This window comes from Sinomonas sp. P47F7, assembly GCF_049332655.1.
Lineage (GTDB): Bacteria > Actinomycetota > Actinomycetes > Actinomycetales > Micrococcaceae > Sinomonas.
The window spans coordinates 4,232,044-4,248,245 of the sequence record NZ_CP186327.1 but is presented as its reverse complement, the minus strand read 5'-3'; the positions used below and the strand labels follow the sequence as shown (position 1 = coordinate 4,248,245).

General features: G+C 69.1%; 15 protein-coding genes. 5 read left to right on the top strand and 10 right to left on the bottom strand.

All coding sequences use genetic code 11. From position 1 onward, the window contains the following. Position 1 precedes the first annotated feature (1 nt). The 4 genes from ACOKR1_RS19840 to ACOKR1_RS19825 all read right to left on the bottom strand — a co-directional run bounded on the left by ACOKR1_RS19840 (position 2) and on the right by ACOKR1_RS19825 (position 3,295). On the bottom strand, positions 2-604 hold the full coding sequence (locus ACOKR1_RS19840; protein ID WP_422934601.1) for a cation transporter: 603 nt from the start codon (positions 602-604) through the stop codon (positions 2-4). 10 nt (positions 605-614) lie between these two features. Continuing rightward, positions 615-962, bottom strand: a complete 348-nt coding sequence (locus ACOKR1_RS19835) for a hypothetical protein (protein WP_422934600.1) — start codon at positions 960-962, stop codon at positions 615-617. A gap of 133 nt (positions 963-1,095) precedes the next feature. Then, the gene (locus ACOKR1_RS19830; RefSeq protein WP_422934599.1) at positions 1,096-2,307 is read right to left on the bottom strand and encodes an MFS transporter; all 1,212 of its coding nucleotides are present in this window, start codon (positions 2,305-2,307) and stop codon (positions 1,096-1,098) included. A gap of 4 nt (positions 2,308-2,311) precedes the next feature. Continuing rightward, positions 2,312-3,295: an aldo/keto reductase gene (locus tag ACOKR1_RS19825; protein WP_422934598.1), complete on the bottom strand. Its 984-nt coding sequence runs from the start codon at positions 3,293-3,295 to the stop codon at positions 2,312-2,314. 131 nt (positions 3,296-3,426) lie between these two features. Here ACOKR1_RS19825 and ACOKR1_RS19820 point away from each other — a divergent pair, with 131 nt between their 5' ends. Next, positions 3,427-4,311 carry a helix-turn-helix transcriptional regulator gene (locus tag ACOKR1_RS19820; RefSeq protein ID WP_422934597.1) on the top strand — a complete coding sequence of 295 codons (885 nt, stop codon included), beginning with the start codon at positions 3,427-3,429 and terminating at the stop codon, positions 4,309-4,311. A gap of 17 nt (positions 4,312-4,328) precedes the next feature. On the opposite strand, the gene ACOKR1_RS19815 is transcribed toward ACOKR1_RS19820, so the two are convergent. Both ACOKR1_RS19815 and ACOKR1_RS19810 read right to left on the bottom strand, forming a co-directional pair. Next, entirely contained in the window at positions 4,329-4,682 is a 354-nt protein-coding gene (locus ACOKR1_RS19815) for a type II toxin-antitoxin system PemK/MazF family toxin (protein WP_422934596.1), read from the bottom strand. Further along, positions 4,675-4,911 carry a hypothetical protein gene (locus ACOKR1_RS19810; RefSeq protein ID WP_422934595.1) on the bottom strand — a complete coding sequence of 79 codons (237 nt, stop codon included), beginning with the start codon at positions 4,909-4,911 and terminating at the stop codon, positions 4,675-4,677. The genes ACOKR1_RS19815 and ACOKR1_RS19810 overlap by 8 nt, the downstream gene beginning before the upstream one ends. Positions 4,912-5,237: 326 nt before the next feature. On the opposite strand from ACOKR1_RS19810, the gene ACOKR1_RS19805 reads away from it, so the two are divergent. After that, entirely contained in the window at positions 5,238-6,269 is a 1,032-nt protein-coding gene (locus tag ACOKR1_RS19805; RefSeq protein WP_422934594.1) for an aldo/keto reductase, read from the top strand. 1,476 nt (positions 6,270-7,745) lie between these two features. Here the strand turns inward: ACOKR1_RS19805 and ACOKR1_RS19800 are convergent. From ACOKR1_RS19800 to ACOKR1_RS19785, 4 genes are all read right to left on the bottom strand, one after another. Next, positions 7,746-9,038 (bottom strand): ISL3 family transposase, encoded by a 1,293-nt coding sequence (locus tag ACOKR1_RS19800; RefSeq protein WP_422934593.1) that lies wholly within the window; start codon positions 9,036-9,038, stop codon positions 7,746-7,748. A gap of 144 nt (positions 9,039-9,182) precedes the next feature. Further along, entirely contained in the window at positions 9,183-9,557 is a 375-nt protein-coding gene (locus ACOKR1_RS19795; protein ID WP_422934592.1) for a cupin domain-containing protein, read from the bottom strand. A gap of 137 nt (positions 9,558-9,694) precedes the next feature. Beyond that, a complete protein-coding gene (locus tag ACOKR1_RS19790) occupies positions 9,695-11,593 on the bottom strand; it encodes an FAD-binding monooxygenase (protein WP_422934591.1) in 1,899 nt (632 codons plus the stop codon). Between the two features lie 237 nt (positions 11,594-11,830). After that, on the bottom strand, positions 11,831-12,823 hold the full coding sequence (locus ACOKR1_RS19785; RefSeq protein WP_422934590.1) for an aldo/keto reductase family protein: 993 nt from the start codon (positions 12,821-12,823) through the stop codon (positions 11,831-11,833). A gap of 403 nt (positions 12,824-13,226) precedes the next feature. On the opposite strand from ACOKR1_RS19785, the gene pcaH reads away from it, so the two are divergent. From pcaH to ACOKR1_RS19770, 3 genes are read left to right on the top strand one after another with little or no spacing between them, the layout of a single operon-like run. Beyond that, a complete protein-coding gene (gene pcaH, locus ACOKR1_RS19780) occupies positions 13,227-14,045 on the top strand; it encodes a protocatechuate 3,4-dioxygenase subunit beta (RefSeq protein ID WP_422934589.1) in 819 nt (272 codons plus the stop codon). Then, positions 14,035-14,613: a protocatechuate 3,4-dioxygenase subunit alpha gene (gene pcaG, locus ACOKR1_RS19775; protein ID WP_422934588.1), complete on the top strand. Its 579-nt coding sequence runs from the start codon at positions 14,035-14,037 to the stop codon at positions 14,611-14,613. The genes pcaH and pcaG overlap by 11 nt, the downstream gene beginning before the upstream one ends. 6 nt (positions 14,614-14,619) lie before the next feature. Further along, entirely contained in the window at positions 14,620-16,140 is a 1,521-nt protein-coding gene (locus ACOKR1_RS19770; protein ID WP_422934587.1) for a lyase family protein, read from the top strand. Positions 16,141-16,202 lie beyond the last annotated feature (62 nt).

Here is a 16,202-nt window from a genome sequence, read left to right as displayed (position 1 = left end):
GTCACGCCTTGAACGTCTCCCACGCCTCCCGGGCGGCGTAGGCGATGACCACCACCCCGGCCACGGGATCGGCCCACCACCAGCCGAAGAGGCCGTTGAGCACCAGGCCGAGCATCACGGCGGCCGCGAGATAGCCGTCGATGAGCGTGACCTTGCCTTCGCTGACCAGGACGGGGTTCCCCATGAGGCGCCCGGTTCGCAGCTTGCCCCACGCGAGCCCGAACATGACGACCACGGTGAGCGCAGTCCAGACGATGCCGAGCGGGGACGCCTCCGGGCGGGCGCCCGAGGCCAAGACGACGATGACCTGGGCGGTGAGGTACAGGCCCAAGACCATGAAGGCGACGCCGATGAGCCGCTGGGCTCGCGCCTCGCGCTCCCGATGCACGCCCTTCAGCTCCCACACCACGACCAGCGAGGCGAAGATCTCGATGAGGGTGTCGAGCCCGAAGCCGGCCAGTGCCGGGGACCCGGCCAGGGCCGCGGCGTAGCCGATGAACCCGACCTCGACGACGTTCCATCCCAGCGTGGCGTACTCGAGGCGGAGCCCGGTCCGCAGCAGTCGGGCGTTACGGGTCGCGGCGGGGGAGGGAACGCTGCTCACACGCTGAATCTTAGGCGGGCTCGCCGCGATAGGCGGGCCGCAGGGCCGGGATGGCGAACTCGCGTTCGAGGTCGGCCATCGCCGCGAGCGTCGCGCGGTAGGCAGCCTCCGTGCCGGGCTCGGGAACCGGGAGCCACGCGATGTGCTCGCGGGCGGCGATCCTCGCTGCAAGGTCCTCGGCGCCCTTGAGGTGGTAGGGCCAGGGCCCGCTCGTCGCGAGGGTGACCACGAAGAGGGGCTGGAGCTCGGCTTTCGTATAGGACCACGACCAGATGAGCTGGCGGCGGCGCATGAGCTCGTCGAGGACGTCGCCCAAGTGCATTTCCCGGTAGTTCCGATAAGGCCGTTTCAGCACCATGGTGGTTCCTCCCGCGGTGGGTGGCGCCGAGCCAGGTGGGGCGCCTGAGACCCGGTCGTGCGGCACCACGATAAACCCATGGGAGAACGTCTGTGCAACAAATGCCCGGGAGTGGCGCGTCAAAGGCGCAAGATTACGGAGATTCCGGGGATTTCGGGGCCGCGAGGGGGCCCTTCCGGCCAATCGTCCACACGGCGAGCGCGAAACAGCTGAGCGCGATGCCCGCCGCGGCGACGGCCGTCCACCCGCCCGCCGACCACAGGAGTGCGGCGGCCGCCGAGCCGATCGCGCCGCCGATGAAGTTCGCCGTGACGTAGGCGGTGTTGAGGCGGCTGCGGGCCTCGTGCGAGAGGGAGAGCAGTCGAGTCTGGTTGAGCACGTTCTGGCCCTGGATCGCGACGTCGAGCACGAACACCACCGTGATGACGATCACCACCGAGCTCGGGGCGAACTCCGCGAGCACGAACGAGGCGAGCGCGAGCGCCCACGCGACGCCGGTCGCGGGCAACGACCAGCCGCGGTCATGCAGGCGCCCCGCGCGCTGCACCGTCACGGCGCCGGCGATCCCCGCGAGCCCGAACAGCCCGATCACGGCGACCGGGTAGTTGAACGGCGGGCCCGCGAGCAGGAACGTGAGCGAGGTCCAGAACAGCGTGAACGCCGCGAACCCGGCGGAGGAGAGCGCGAGCGTCCAGCGCACCGAGCGCTCCTTGACGATCGCGGCGCCCACCGACGCGAGGAGCCTCCCGTACGGGATGCTCGCCTTGGGCGCGAGCGGCGGAAGGATGCGGTACAGGAGCCCCGCGAGAACGACGACGGCGACCGCGGCCACCGCATACACGGCCCGCCACCCGCCGGCCGCGGCGACGAGGCCGCTGATGGTCCGCGACGCGAGGATGCCCGTGAGGATGCCCGCCACGACGGTGCCGACCACGCGACCGCGATGCGCGGAGTCGGCGAGGTCGCCCGCGAGCGGGGTGAGGATCTGCCCCGCGACGGTCGTGACGCCCAGGAGGCTCACGGCGACGAGGAGAAAGGCCATCGACGGCGCAAGCGCGCACAAAACGAGTGCCCCGGCGGAGGCGAGCATCATGACGACGACGAGGCGCCGCCGGTCGAGCACGTCGCCGAGCGGCACGATGAGCAGGATCCCCGCGGCGTAGCCGAGCTGGGTGGCCGTGACGAGCCAGCCCGCGGTCGCGGCGGACGCATGCAGATCGGCCGCGATCGCGTCGAGCAGCGGCTGGGCCCAATACAGGTTCCCGACGGCGGCGCCCCCGGCCACGGCGAACAGGAGCGTGAGCCCCGTCGTCATGGCCGGGTGTCGCGCCGTTTGCTGCGGCATGGACTTACCCCCACTTCCCCGTGAGCACCTCGGCGCGGTCCGTGGCCGGCGGCGGCGTCGGGGAGAGGGCCGAGATCTGGTCGCGGATCTCGGCCGTCATGTCGATCTCGAGGGCCGCGAGCGAGCCCTCGAGCTGCTCGACGTTGCGGGCGCCCACGATCGGGGCTGTGACGCCCGGGTGGCCCATCGCCCAGGCGACGGCGAGCGCAACAGGTGACACCCCGGCGTCGTCCGCGAAGGCTGCGAAGCGCTCGGCGGTGACCCGGTCGCTCTCCGCGCCGTAGCGGTCCGTGTAGCGCGCGTTCTCGACGAGCCGACCGCCGGCGGGCTGCTGCCCTGCCCGGTATTTGCCCGTGAGCAGCCCGCCGCCCAGCGGGCTGTACGTGATCACGCCCAGGTTCTCGCCCTGGGCCAGCGGGAGGAGCTCGACCTCCGCCTGCCGCTTGACGAGGTTGTACATCGGCTGGATGAGTTCGAACCGGGCCAGGCCCTCGCGGGCCGCGACCCCGAGCGCGGTCGCGATCTGCCACGCTGCCCAATTGCTCACGGCAGGGTAGAGGATCTTGCCCTGCTGCTGGAGGTCGTCGAGCGCGTGGAGGGTCTGCTCGATCGGGGTGCGCTCGTCGAAAGTGTGGACGAAGTAGAAGTCGATGCGGTCCGTGCCGAGGCGCGCGAGGCTCGCCTCGACCGACTGCATGATGTGGCGCCTCGAGAGGCCTTGGGTGTTCGGGTCAGCGCCCATGGGGAAGCCGACCTTCGACGTGATGACGAGGTCGTCGCGCTCGCCGGCCGCGAGCTTGCCGAGGATCTCTTCGGAGCGGCCGCCGCTGTACACGTTGGCCGTGTCGAAGAAGTTGATGCCGAGCTCGCGGACCCGGCGGTACATGGCGGCCGAGGTCTCCTCGTCTGCTTCGGCGCCGAAGGACATGGTGCCGAAGCACAACGGGGAAACCTGCACGCCGGTCGATCCGACGGTTCTGTAGTCCATGGGAATCCTTTCCAGATTCGACGAGTCCATTCCTATCGAACAGGGGTTCCGCGGAGTGCGGGAGAGCCCTCGTGATCCTAGTTCTGCCAGTACCTCCCTCTCATCGCCCCGTCCCGCGTAGCGTTGGTTGTATGGACAATCGGGTGGAGGTGCGCGAGTTCCTCTCGTCGCGCCGCGCGAGGATCACGCCGGAGCAGGCCGGGCTGACCGTGTTCGGCGGCAATCGGCGGGTCGCTGGCCTGCGGCGCGAGGAGGCCGCGATGCTCGCCGGGGTGAGCGTGGACTATTACACGCGGCTCGAGCGCGGGAACCTCTCCGGGGTGTCCGAGAGCGTGCTCGACGCGCTGGCCCGTGGGCTCCAGCTCGACGACGCCGAGCGAGACCACCTCTTCGACCTCGCCCGCGCGGCGAACGCCTCGTCCCGCCCGCGGCAGGGCAAGGCGCAGAAGCAGCGCATCCGGCCGAGCGTCCAGTTCATGCTCGACGCGATCACCGGTGCGCCCGCGTTCGTGCGGAACGGGCGCATGGACATCCTCGCCTCCAACCAGCTCGGCGTCGCGCTCTATTCGCCGATGTACACGGACGCCGTGAGGCCGGCGAACCATTCGCGCTTCATCTTCCTCAACCCGCTGGCGCTCGACTTCTACCCCGACTGGGACCTTGCGGCGAACAACAACGTCGCGATCCTCCGGACCGAATCGGGCCGCAACCCCTACGACAAGGGCCTCGCTGACCTCATCGGCGAGCTGTCGATGCGCAGCGAGGAGTTCCGCGTGAGGTGGGCCGCCCACAACGTGCGGCGCCACTATTCGGGCAACAAGTTCTTCCGCCACCCCGTGGTGGGCGACATCGAGCTCATGTTCGAGGCGCTTCAGCTCGCGGAGGATCCGGGGCTCACGCTCACGGTGTATCCCGCCGAGCCCGGCTCGAAGTCCCAGGAGTCCCTGCAACTCCTCGCGAGCTGGGCCGCGACCGAGCGCGTCGAGGAGTGGGCGCGCCAAGGGAGCGGGGACTAGCCCGCCGTCATGTTGGTCTAGCGGCCGGCCCGAAGGTCGAGGAAGTCCCGCAGCCAGACGTCGACACGGCTCATGGTCACCTCGTCGGCCGCGCCCGCGGTACCGGTGATCCGCTCGCGGTCGATGGTCCGGGGCTGTTCGGTCATCGCGAAGCTGGCCTGCTTCAGGTTCAGGGCCGGCCCTTCGAGCAGGATGTGGTGGGGGAGGCCTCTGTCCCTCGTGGTGACGGGAAGGACGATGATGACGCGCGGAATGCTCGCGTTGTAATCATTGCCGGAGACGACGAGTGCAGGCCGACGGCCCGCCTGTTCGCTGCCTTTGGTGGGATCAAGATCGACCCAGACGACTTCTCCTCGGCCAACGTCAGGCATCCGCGAGGCCGTCCTCGAGCGTGGTCTCCCAGAGGGCGGACTCGGTGGTCTCGTCGCCGTCGACGGAAATACTTGCATAGGCCCGCCGTACGGCCGCGAATCGCTGGGCGCGCTCGTACTCATCGACAAGTTCGGCCAAGAGTGCCGCGGCAGTGAGCCCTCGGTCCTCGGCGTCATGGTTGATGCGGTCCCGCAGCTCGCGGGAAACCTTGATTGTGGTGGCCGTCATGGATCCATTCTACCTGCGCGTCACCGCGCGGGTATACAAATCGGTATACCCGCAGCGGTCGGGACTCCCTGCCCTCAGTGGCACGCAAGCCGTCCCGGGGCTCGGGTCCATCGCCACTGAGATCCGTGTCTGCGCCACGGAGGCGATGAAACTAGGCCCTACGCTCTTGACCTGTGGGCCGCGCCTTCGCAAGGACGCATTTGGGGGGAAGGCGCGGTCTCGGCGGGCGCGTCTGGGCTGGCAACCGGCGGCAACCCCTTTCCCGCCATACCGGAGCCCTCATAGGCTGGGATGCGGAAAACCCTCAGCCACCCACGGAGGTTCTGTTGGAATACCGCAATCTCGGAACGAACGGCGCCGTCGTCTCCGCCCTCGCCCTCGGAACGATGACGTTCGGAGCGGAAGCCGACGAGGCGACGTCGCACGCGATCCTCGACGACTACGCGGCCGGGGGAGGCAACTTCATCGACACGGCCGATGTGTACAGCTCCGGTACCTCGGAGGAGATCGTGGGCAAGTGGCTCGCCGCGAATCCCGCGCAGCGTGAGCAGATGGTCGTCGCCACGAAGGCCCGCTTCCCCATGGGCCAGGGCCCCAACGATCTCGGCACCTCCCGGCGGCACCTCCGCACCGCGCTCGACGCGTCGCTTCGGCGCCTCGGCACCGACCACATCGATCTGTACCAGATGCATGCGTGGGACCCGCTGACGCCCATCGAGGAGACGCTGCGCTTCCTCGATGACGCCGTGTCGGCGGGCAAGATCGGCTACTACGGCTTCTCCAACTTCCTCGGCTGGCAGCTCACGAAGGCTGCCTACGAGGCCAGGGCCCACGGCTGGGCCGCGCCCGCCACGCTCCAGCCCCAGTACAGCCTCCTGGTGCGAGGCATCGAGCTCGAGATCGTGCCCGCGGCGCTCGACGCCGGAATGGGGCTTCTGCCCTGGTCGCCCCTCGGCGGGGGCTGGCTGAGCGGCAAGTACCAGCGGGACACGCTCCCGAGCGGTGCGACGCGCCTGGGCGAGAACCCGCAGCGCGGCATGGAAGCGTGGGACACCCGGAACGCCGCGTCCCGCACGTGGGACATCATCGACGCCGTGCGAGAGGTCGCCGACTCCAACGGCGTGTCCTCGGCGCAGGTGGCCCTGCGCTGGGTCGCGGACCAGCCCGCCGTGACGTCCGTGATCCTCGGGGCGCGGACGCGCGAGCAGCTCGCCGACAACCTCAAGGCCGCCGAGCTGCGGCTCGCACCTGAGGAGCTGCAGCGGCTCACGGAGATCAGCGCGCCCCAGGTCGAGGTCTACCCGTACGGGCCGAAGGCCGTCCAGCAGCGCAGCCGGAAGATCGAGGGCGGCCGGTAGGCCGGGCCTGGAAGTCACCCCGGATCGGGTGAGCGCGCCCTAGGCAACGAAGAGCGGACGACGGCGGGTGCCCACCCGCCGTCGTCCGCTCTTTCGTCGGATTCCGCTGGGGCGCGCTGCGCGAAGCCGACTTCATGCCTGCGACTCCGACACACTCAAAAGCGCATTCGCTATGCCGAAAATACGCGCCCTTGGGTGTGGCTATGAGCTTTGCATCCATTATGCATTGACCATGCTGCCTTTCTGAGGATCCCGTATTCGCTCACCACTGAGGCCGACAAGAATGTCCATCTCTCCGTGTTGACAATGGTCCATTGGCGGAGGAGAGTCATTGGACCGCGACGAAAAGATAGTCGCGGAATCCAGTGGGGGCTGGATTTACGCACCTTGGAGGGGTCATGGAGAGGAAGCGCGTCCGAATCACGCCTTTCCGAAAGTGATCGGGTGTTCGTTCTTGCTGCGAGTGAACGGCTCGGGATAGGCAAAGAAGCAAGGGATGGGCTAATCGCCAAGCTCGAACGTGGAGCACTGCCGGACTCCACGACGGGAGCCGCGGCCCTCAAAGCCAGTGCGCGCGAGGTTGGCGGTGCGACGGTGGTCCGAAAGGAGTTCCCGGACGGCTCAGTCTCCCAAACCACATTCGACATTCCGAAAGATGTCCGGCAATCCCCTTCGGGGAGAAATGTGCCGATGTCGGTCACGGGATGTGTCGATTACGCGGGCGCCGGAAGATACTATTTCTCTAACTGCAAAGTCAGGACCTATCAGGCCACATTTACCATGGAGTATCAAACCAATGGCTACCTGGGAACCCATTGTTCGAGCTGGCCGGCGCAGATCAATGCAATATACGGAACGTCCAGGTGACGATGGGTACGGGGCCTTTCTCGTTCAGCTACACGGTCTCGCTTACGTTCTACGTGCAGGGCACGTCCCGGTGGGACACGAGCCCGTGACTCTTAGGGGGAATTGTGCGGCTTCTCAACCCAATGACTATTGCCCTGTTGGTGGCTATTGCCGTTCTGACCGTCGCGATCATTACCGTGGTCGTCTTGGCCGCGTTGCGGGTGGCCAACAAGAGGTCGAGAAATACGGACGGCGGCGCCGGGGACGAGTCGGCCGACCGGTAAGCTGCGGTTCATTTGAGGTCTGCCCGTACGGCCGAAGGCCGTCCAGCAGCGCAGCCGTAAGATCGAGGGCGGCCGGTGGGCCCCACCCGGAAGACACCCGGCTGGGGTGAGCGCGCCCCAGACAACGAAGAGCGGACGACGGCGGGTGCCCACCCGCCGTCGTCCGCTCGCCTGCGTGGCCGATTCCGTCGGTGCCGATTCCGACCACCTCTCCGGCGCCAAGTCGGCGTGTCGCGCCGCGACGCGCCGATTTCGGCCCGATCGAGCGGCCGAACCCGGTCGGGAACCGGCCAGCGCCTTGCGGGCTCTTCGCGGTTCCGCGGGAACAGTCCTGCTGGGATGAGTGTCAGGCCGCTGTCTGAGCGGCGCTCCTGAGCAGGATACGCGATCGGTAGTTCTCGGCGTTCCTGAAACCGCGTCCTGTGCGTTTGATGTTCTTGATGGCTGTGTTGTTCGCTTCGACCTTGGCTGTGGTCGCGCCGGTGGCGATGAGGACTTCGATCTCGTCCCACCACCGCTTCACGGTTCGCAGGAGCCGTTTGGTCTCGGGTGTGGGTGCGGCGTCGACGAGGCCCTCGAGGATCCGCAGGTGGTCTCCGGCTTCGGCGAGGGAGGCTGAGGCGAGGAGGGTGCGCAGCTGCTCCTTGGCCTCCCACGCCGCCTGGAGTTGCCCGGTCGGATCGTCGCTGGCGAAGACATCTCTCAGGCGCTTCTGACCGCGGTCGGAGAGAGTCTCGGCGGCGCGCAGGAGCAGGCGCCGGTTGGCCCAGCCCGGGTCGACGGTGCGGCCGCGTCGGCCCTTGAGCTCCTGGCTCAGCCTCTGCCTGGCCTCGGTGACGGCCTGGTTCGCCAGGGACACCAGATGGAAGGCGTCGACCGAGACCGCGGTGCGGGGCAGCCACATGCGCAGGGCCTTGCGGAACGCCGCGGACGGGTCGATCGCGACGACCTCGACCCCGAGCCGCCACGCCAGCGGCCGGGCGAAGAGCCAGTCCCCGACACCGGTGCTGTCCCGACCATCCACGATGCCCAGGACCTGCCCGCTGTCCAAGTCCACGATCGTGGTCATCCACGGCTCGATCCGCTGCCACGGGGAGGACTCGTCCTCGCGGAACCAGCGCACGGAGCGGTACCTGTGCTCGTCGATCCCGAGTCCCTTGGGCGCGAGCGCGTCCACATCCGGCAGCGTCGCCGCGGCGGCGCCGAGGGCCTTCTGCACCAGCCACCACGAGACCCCGTGCGCGGTCGCGGCCTCCGCCGCCGCACGGCCGGAGCGGATGACCGCGTCGACGAGCGCGCCCAGCAGCCGCGAGGTGGACCGGGCCCGGCGGGGCACCTCGTCTGTGGCCTCGGTGAACGACCCGCGCGGGCAGGCCAGCTCATCGCAGAAGAACCTGCGCTTGCGCCACAGCACGACCGCGGCACCGGCGACTGGGATGTCGCGCAGCCGCTGGAGACGGACGTCCTTCACCCGCCCGGACACGACGCCGCAGGACGGGCACCCCGGCACCACGCCCGTGGACTCGACCACCACCCGGCGGAGCCCGAGGGCGCTGACGCTGGCGGAGAGGACACGGTATTCGGGCAGGTTGAAGATCACGGTGGCAGCGCAGGGCTGCCCCGTCGTAGGCTCGATCAAGGCTCGTGGTTCCTGACGGTTACGGATGCTTAGACAACACCCATTCCAGCAGGGCCACGAGCCCCTTCACGCTCTACGCCACGAGCTCACTTCCCGCGGAACCGCGAAGAGCCGCCTTGCGGGGCTCCTTCGATCCCGGAGTCGTCACACGGGCTTGGCGTAAGTGGCGGCGCTCAGGAATTCGATGGCTACGAAGTTGTCGTCGCCCACGACCCGGGCGTCGTGGCCCGGGGGAATGGCGAAGGTGTCGCCGGCCTTGATCGTGGCCGTCTCGCCGCTGGTCAGCTGCACCTCGAGGGTGCCCGCAAGGCAGTACCCCACGTGGCTGTTCTGGCAGCTCTCGGTCTTGACGACGGGCTTGATGCTCTCCGACCAGCTCCAGCCCCTCTCAAAGGAAAAGCGACCGATCGTGTAGTCGCTCACGGTGGAGATGTCGATGACAGACTTGGCCGGCTGGCGCTTCTCCTCGGGCTCGTCGAGCGACTTCACACTGAGGCCCGTGACGGTGTTGGTTGGCATTGCGCACTCCTTAGCCGCCCCACCGAGCCTCCAGCTTCCCAGCAGAGACGAATTACCTTGTGGACGGCTTCAGGGTAGGACGCGTGCGGCCGCCGTCCAAGGGCGGGCGGCGGGCTCTTGGATTCCCGCCCCGTTGGTCAGACCGTCTCCGGCTTCCGTGCCCCCAGGATCCGGGCGAAGAACGCGCCGAGCTCCGCCGTCGCGGTGAGCGGCAGGACGTTCGCCACGTACTGATCCGGCCGGACCACCACGACCACCCCGTCCCGCGAGAGCTCGCGGGCGTCGAAGATGTCCTCCGACGGAACCGCCCCGTACACCTTCTCGAGGTACGTGAGCCTGAAGGGCCCGACCTGAGGCTTGAACGCCGACGGAACCGCGCCGAGGTCGATGTTCCTGTAGTCCTGCTGGTAGATCACCTTGACGTCGAACCACGCGTCGCGGTCGAGGGCCTCGGGCGTCGCGGCGAGCGGCGAGTCGGGAGCGTTCGCAATCCACTCCGCGAAGTCCGCGACGCGCGACGGCGCACCCGCCTCGGGGGCGTCGGCGAACACGTAGATGCGCCAGCGGCCGTCCGCGGTCGCCTGATGCCCGAGCTCGAGCGGGTTCGTGTCGCACACGCGAGTGACGGGGGCCGACTTGAAGCGCTTCCCGACCGGGAAGCCGGTCGCGAGGTCCTGATGCACGGGCTCCGCGATGAGCATCGACGGGGCGTACTGCGTCATGAACCCCGCGGGGAACTCTGCGGTGCGCACGTAGAAGTCCTCGAGCTCCGAGGGATCCTCGAACTCCTCGGGCTTCTTCGCCATGAGCGAGGACCATTCCTTGTCGAAGTCGATGAGGTTCTTCGCGACCACCTGGCGCTCGGCGGAGTAGGTCGAGAGGAGCGTCTCCGGCGCGCGCCCCTCGAGCACGTGCCCGATCTTCCAGCCGAGGTTGAAGCCGTCCTGCATCGAGACGTTCATGCCCTGCCCGGCCTTCGCCGAGTGCGTGTGGCACGCGTCCCCCGTGATGAAGACGCGCGGCGTGCGCGTGCCCAGCTGCTCGGGGAGGACGTCGTCGAACCGGTCGGTCAGGCGGTGGCCCACCTCGTAGACGCTGTGCCACGCGATGTTGCGGACCTCGACCGTGTAGGGGTGCATGATCTCGTTCGCCTTCGCGATGATCTGCTCGATCGTCGTGCTGCGCGCGGTGCCGCGGCTCTCCGACGCGACCTCGCCGAGGTCCACGTACATGCGGAACAGGTGCCCGCCCTCGCGGGGGATGAGCAGGATGCTGCCGCTCTCGGCCTGGATCGCGCACTTCTCTCGGATGTCCGGGAAGTCGGTCTCCGCGAGCACGTCCATGACGCCCCACGCGTGGTTGGCCTGGTCCCCGGCGAGCGTGCAGCCGATCGACTGCCGCACCTTGCTCCGCGCTCCGTCGGCCCCGACCACGTACTTCGCTCGGACGGTGCGCCCCTGGCCCTCGAGGGCCCCGGTAGTGTGCACAAGCGTCACGGTCACGGGGTAGTCGCCGTGATCGGCAACTTCGAGCCCGCGGAACTCGTAGCCGAAGTCCGGCTTCATGCGCGTGGGGGAGTTCGCCATGACCTCGGCGAAGTAGTCCAGGACGCGGGCCTGGTTGACGATCAGGTGCGGGAATTCGCTGATGCCCAGTTCGTCGTCGACCGCGCGGGCTGCGCGGACAATGCGCGAGGGGTCCTGGGGGTCCGGCTTCCAGAAGGCCATCTCGGTGATCCGGTACGCCTCGGCGATGATCCGTTCGGCGAAGCCGAACGCCTGGAAGGTCTCGACGCTGCGCGCCTGGATGCCGTCCGCCTGGCCGATCTCGAGCCGTCCGGGGCGGCGCTCCACGATGCGGGTCGTGACGTCGGGGAACTGGGACAGCTGGGCGGCGGTGATCATGCCCGCGGGCCCCGTCCCGACAATGAGCACGTCGACCTCGTCGGGAAGCTCGTCCGGCCGGTCGATGCCGACGCCGGCGGCCGGCTGAACTCGCGGGTCGCCGGAGACGTATCCGTGGTGGTGGAAATGCACGGGCTTTCCTCACTTCGTTGTGGACGGCTGGGGCCATCGGAGAGCTTGTTCGATAATAGAACGTCGAGTTCTAATATCGCTCAACCATGGTAGGGCGCGCTCCCGTCACGCTTCAAGCCCCTCGTGTGGTCCGCGCCACTGCGCGGCCTGTCGCGCACGCAACGAGAGGACGACGACGGCGCCCGCGCGCCGCCGTCGTCCTCTCGTTGTGTTGTGGGTTGGGTGTGCTGTGCCGGGTTAGCGGTGCTTCACGCCCGTCTGGGCGTTGGGGGCCAACTCCGGGCCCTTGACCGCGACGTCGCCGAGCGCCTCGTCGATGGCCGCGAGGACGTCGTCGGTGAGCGTGACGCCCGAGGCTGCGGCGTTGGCGTGGACCTGCTCGGGCCGCGAGGCGCCCGTGATCGCGGACGCGAGCTCGCTCCGGCGCAGCACCCACGCGAGCGCGAGAGTCGGCAGGCTGATGCCCGCACCCTCGGCGATCGGCACGAGCCGCTGGACGGCCTCGAGGATCGGTTCGGTGATGAGCCGGTCCTTCGAGACGTTCATGGTCTCGCTCGCGAAGCGGCTGTCGGCCGGGATGGGCTGGCCGGGCTTGTACTTGCCGCTCAGGACGCCCTGCGCGAGCGGCGACCACACGATGTGGGAGATGCCGTTCGCCTCGCACAACGGGAACACCTCCGCCTCGGGCGCCTGCCATAGCATGGAGTACTGCGGCTGCGACGAGACGAAGAGGTCTGGGCCCGCGATGTCGATCGCCGCCTGGATCTGCTCGGGCGTCCACTCGCTGAAGCCGAGGTAGCGGGCCTTGCCCTGCTCGACGACCTTCTGGAACGCCTCGACCGTCTCTTCGATCGGCACGGTCGCGTCGAAGCGGTGCGCCTGGTAGAGATCGACGTAGTCCGTCTGGAGGCGCGTGAGCGAGGCGTCGATCTGCTTCGCGATCTGTTCGCCCGAGAGCCCCGAGTCGGTGTCCGACATCTGGCCGAAGACCTTCGTGGCCAGGATGTACGAATCGCGCGGGTGCTTCGAGAGGATCTCGCCCCACGCGGTCTCGGCGGCGCCGCGGCCGTAGACGTTCGCCGTGTCGAAGAAGTTGATGCCCGCGTCGAAGGCCGCCTCCGTGCAGGCCCGCGTCTGATCGGCCTCGACGCCGCCCGAGTACGTGAGCCACGAGCCGAGGGAGATCTCCGAGACCTCGAGGTCCGAACTTCCGAGTGTGCGGTAACGCATGAGGGATACCTCCATCGTTGAAAAGGCCTACCCTCCATGCCTACGCCCCTTCGCGGGTGGCGAGGAAGGCCCTCTCAGACCCCCTCAGGGCGAGGCGCCGCGTGTTCCCGTCCGGTTGTTCCTTCCCAACCAGTCAGAACCGCGGCGCGCCACGCGAAGCCGCGATCCCTGCGCCGAAGAAATGGACAGGTTCGCAGGCGCCCCACGCGGTCCATGCAAGATTTCCGTTCAACGGAAGAAATCTAGCTGCGCCGCACCCCGGAACCTACGCTGGCAGGGACCGCCCGTTCTTCACATCCGTTCGCAGAGCGAACACTTGTGCAGAATGCGAACAGGACTGTACCCTCGAAAAGGAGACAGCGCCGCTCGCGGGGCACTCGGCAAGGAAGCTAGAGGAGGAACCATGGGCGAGCCCGTCAAGTCGTCGGACGCCGCGGCTGACAATCAGGCGATTGTCAGCCAGGAGATACGCGACATCGAAGAGGGCTACAAGGCGGCCCGCGCCGCGGGTCGGCCCGCGGAGACGCAGCCGCGCGTCGACTACCCGCCGTACCGCAGCTCGATCCTGCGGCACCCCACGAAGACCCTGCACCACGCTGACCCCGAGACGATCGAGCTCTACAGCCCGGCGTTCGGCCACCAGGACGTGCACGCGCTCGAATCGAACCTCACGATTCAGCACAACGGCGAGCCGCAGGGCGAGCGCATGATCCTGCGCGGCAAGGTCCTCGACGGCGACGGGCGTCCCGTGGCGGGCCAACTCGTGGAGATCTGGCAGGCGAACGCCGCGGGCCGGTACATCCACAAGCGCGACCAGCACCCGGCCCCGATCGACCCCAACTTCACGGGCGTGGGCCGCTGCATCACGGGCCCCGACGGCTCCTATGAGTTCCTGACTATCAAGCCCGGCGCCTACCCGTGGAAGAACCACCTCAACGCGTGGCGCCCCGCGCACATCCACTTCAGCCTCTTCGGCCCGGAGTTCACGCAGCGCATCGTCACGCAGATGTACTTCCCGGGCGACCAGCTGTTCCCGCTCGACCCGATCTACCAGTCGATCGTCGACCAGGACGCGCGCGATCGTCTCGTGGCCCGCTACAACCACGACTTCACGTCGCCCGAATGGGCGCTGGGTTACGAGTGGGACATCGTGCTCACCGGCTCGAAGCGGACGTGGACCGAGAACGAAGCGTATGGAGAGCAGGGCGACGATGAGCACTGAGCAGATCGAGAAGCTGACAGCGACCCCCGGCCAGACCGTTGGCCCCTTCTTCGGCTATGCGTTGCCGTTCGAGAAGGGCGGCGAGCTCGTCCCGCCGGGCAGCCCGGACAGCGTCACGCTCCACGGAACGGTCTACGACGGCAAGGGCAACCCGATCCCGGACGCGATCCTCGAGATCTGGCAGGCGGACGCGAACGGCAACGTCCCCCACGAGACCGGCTCTCTGATCCGCGACGGCTACACGTTCACCGGCTGGGGCCGCACGCCCGTGGGGAACTCCGGCAAGTACGTCTTCTCGACCGTCAACCCGGGAGCCACTGGGCCGGGCAAGGCGCCGTTCTTCGCGGTCGCGGTCTTCGCGCGCGGCCTCATGAACCGCCTGTTCACGCGCGTCTACCTCCCGGAGGACACCGAGGCGCTCGCGAACGACGCGCTCCTGAGCTCGCTCGAGCCCGCGCGCGCGCAGACGCTCATCGCCGAACGCCTCGCCGACGGTTCGCTGCACTGGGACGTCCGGCTTCAGGGCGAGGACGAGACCGTGTTCCTCGACTTCCACGCCGAGGGCTGAGTCCCCATGACGGATCCCGCGGCCCGCGCCTCGTCCAGCGACCCGGCTGGCTTTGATCCTGCGGATCGAGGCCTGCTTTCGCCGGTCTGGGCTGGCCCCGACACTGCGGGGGAGACCGGCGACGCCGCGCTCGTCGCCGCGATGCTCGAGCTCGAGGCCACATGGGCCGAGACCCTCGAGTCCGCCGGGCTCGCCGAGGCGGGCGCGGGCGCGGCAGTTCGGGCCGTGGTCCGCGCGGCCGTCAGCGGGCGGGCAACGGACGACGACGGCGCCGCACCCACGGCGAGCAGCGCGCCGTCGTCCGTGGTTGAGTCCGGCACGAGGGCCGCGTTCGCGGCCGGGCGTCTCGCAGAAGCCTCGCAAGGCGGCGGGAACCCCGTCATCCCCCTCGTGAAGGCCCTCCGGGACGCGACTCCCGAGGCGGGCCGGGCGGCCGTCCACAAGGGCCTCACGAGCCAGGACGTCCTCGACTCCGCGCTCATGCTCCTGGCGAAGCGCGCGAGCGTCCGCATCCACGCGGACCTCGCGGTCGCCGCGGACGCGCTCGCGGGGCTCGCGGCGATGCACCGGACCAGCCCGCAGGTGGCCCGCACGCTCGCACAGCACTCGCTCCCCTCGAGCTTCGGGCTCAAGGCGGCGAACTGGCTCCAGGGCGTGGCTCACGCCGAGCGCCGGGTTGCGGCCCTGAGCTTCCCGGTCCAGTGCGGCGGCGCCGCGGGGACGAACGCCTCGCTCGTGGCGCTCGGCGGCGAGCCGCACGCACTCGCGGCGGACTGGGCCCACCGCGCTGGCCTTGATGCGGCCGTCGCGCCGTGGCAGTCGTTCCGTGGCCCCGTCACGGAGCTCGGCCACGCGCTCGCGGCCGTGTGCTCGGCGGCGGGCCACGTCGCGAACGACGTCCTGCTGCTCTCCCGCCCTGAGATCGGCGAACTCGGCGAGCCGATCGCGGAGGGTCGCGGCGTCTCCTCGGCCATGCCGCAGAAGCAGAATCCCGCGCTGTCCACGCTCATCCGCTCGGCCGCGCTCCGCGCCCCGGCCGACGCGATGCAGCTCGAGCTCGCCGCCGCGCTGAGCGAGGACGAGCGCACGGGCGGCGCGTGGCACAGCGAATGGCCCGCGCTGCGCGAGCTCCTTCGGCTCGCGTCCGGTGCCGCCTCCGCGCTGCGCGAGCTCGCGAGCGGGCTGCGGGTCTTCCCCGAGCGGATGCGCGCGAATCTCGAGCTCAGCGGACCGCTCCTCGTGAGCGAGCGGATCATGCTCGAGCTTTCCGACGTCGCTGAGGGGGGCCGCGCGGGCGTCCAACGAGCAGTCGACGCCGCCCTGGCCGCCTCCGGTGCCGGCCCCGCCGAGCAGGCGCGCGTGCTGCGCAAGGAGCTGCGCGCCGTCGTGCGTTCGGGCGCCGTCGACGACGCGCGGCTCGACGAGCTCCTGGACCCCGCCGGGTATCAAGGCGACGCGGCTGGGATCGTGGACCGCATCCTGGCGGAGTACGAGGCCACCGCGGCCCAGCGCCGCAGGCCCACGTGACCGGAATCGTTGCGCCGACACGTCCGCTGGGTTCGAACTCCGCGGACGTGACGGCGCAAGCA

Coding starts and splice junctions, on each gene's coding strand:
- ACOKR1_RS19835 (WP_422934600.1), bottom strand. CDS start 962: ATGGTGCTGAAACGGCCTTATCGGAACTACCGGGAAATGCACTTGGGC.
- ACOKR1_RS19830 (WP_422934599.1), bottom strand. CDS start 2,307: ATGCCGCAGCAAACGGCGCGACACCCGGCCATGACGACGGGGCTCACG.
- ACOKR1_RS19825 (WP_422934598.1), bottom strand. CDS start 3,295: ATGGACTACAGAACCGTCGGATCGACCGGCGTGCAGGTTTCCCCGTTG.
- ACOKR1_RS19820 (WP_422934597.1), top strand. CDS start 3,427: ATGGACAATCGGGTGGAGGTGCGCGAGTTCCTCTCGTCGCGCCGCGCG.
- ACOKR1_RS19815 (WP_422934596.1), bottom strand. CDS start 4,682: ATGCCTGACGTTGGCCGAGGAGAAGTCGTCTGGGTCGATCTTGATCCC.
- ACOKR1_RS19810 (WP_422934595.1), bottom strand. CDS start 4,911: ATGACGGCCACCACAATCAAGGTTTCCCGCGAGCTGCGGGACCGCATC.
- ACOKR1_RS19795 (WP_422934592.1), bottom strand. CDS start 9,557: ATGCCAACCAACACCGTCACGGGCCTCAGTGTGAAGTCGCTCGACGAG.
- ACOKR1_RS19785 (WP_422934590.1), bottom strand. CDS start 12,823: ATGCGTTACCGCACACTCGGAAGTTCGGACCTCGAGGTCTCGGAGATC.
- pcaH (WP_422934589.1), top strand. CDS start 13,227: ATGGGCGAGCCCGTCAAGTCGTCGGACGCCGCGGCTGACAATCAGGCG.
- pcaG (WP_422934588.1), top strand. CDS start 14,035: ATGAGCACTGAGCAGATCGAGAAGCTGACAGCGACCCCCGGCCAGACC.
- ACOKR1_RS19770 (WP_422934587.1), top strand. CDS start 14,620: ATGACGGATCCCGCGGCCCGCGCCTCGTCCAGCGACCCGGCTGGCTTT.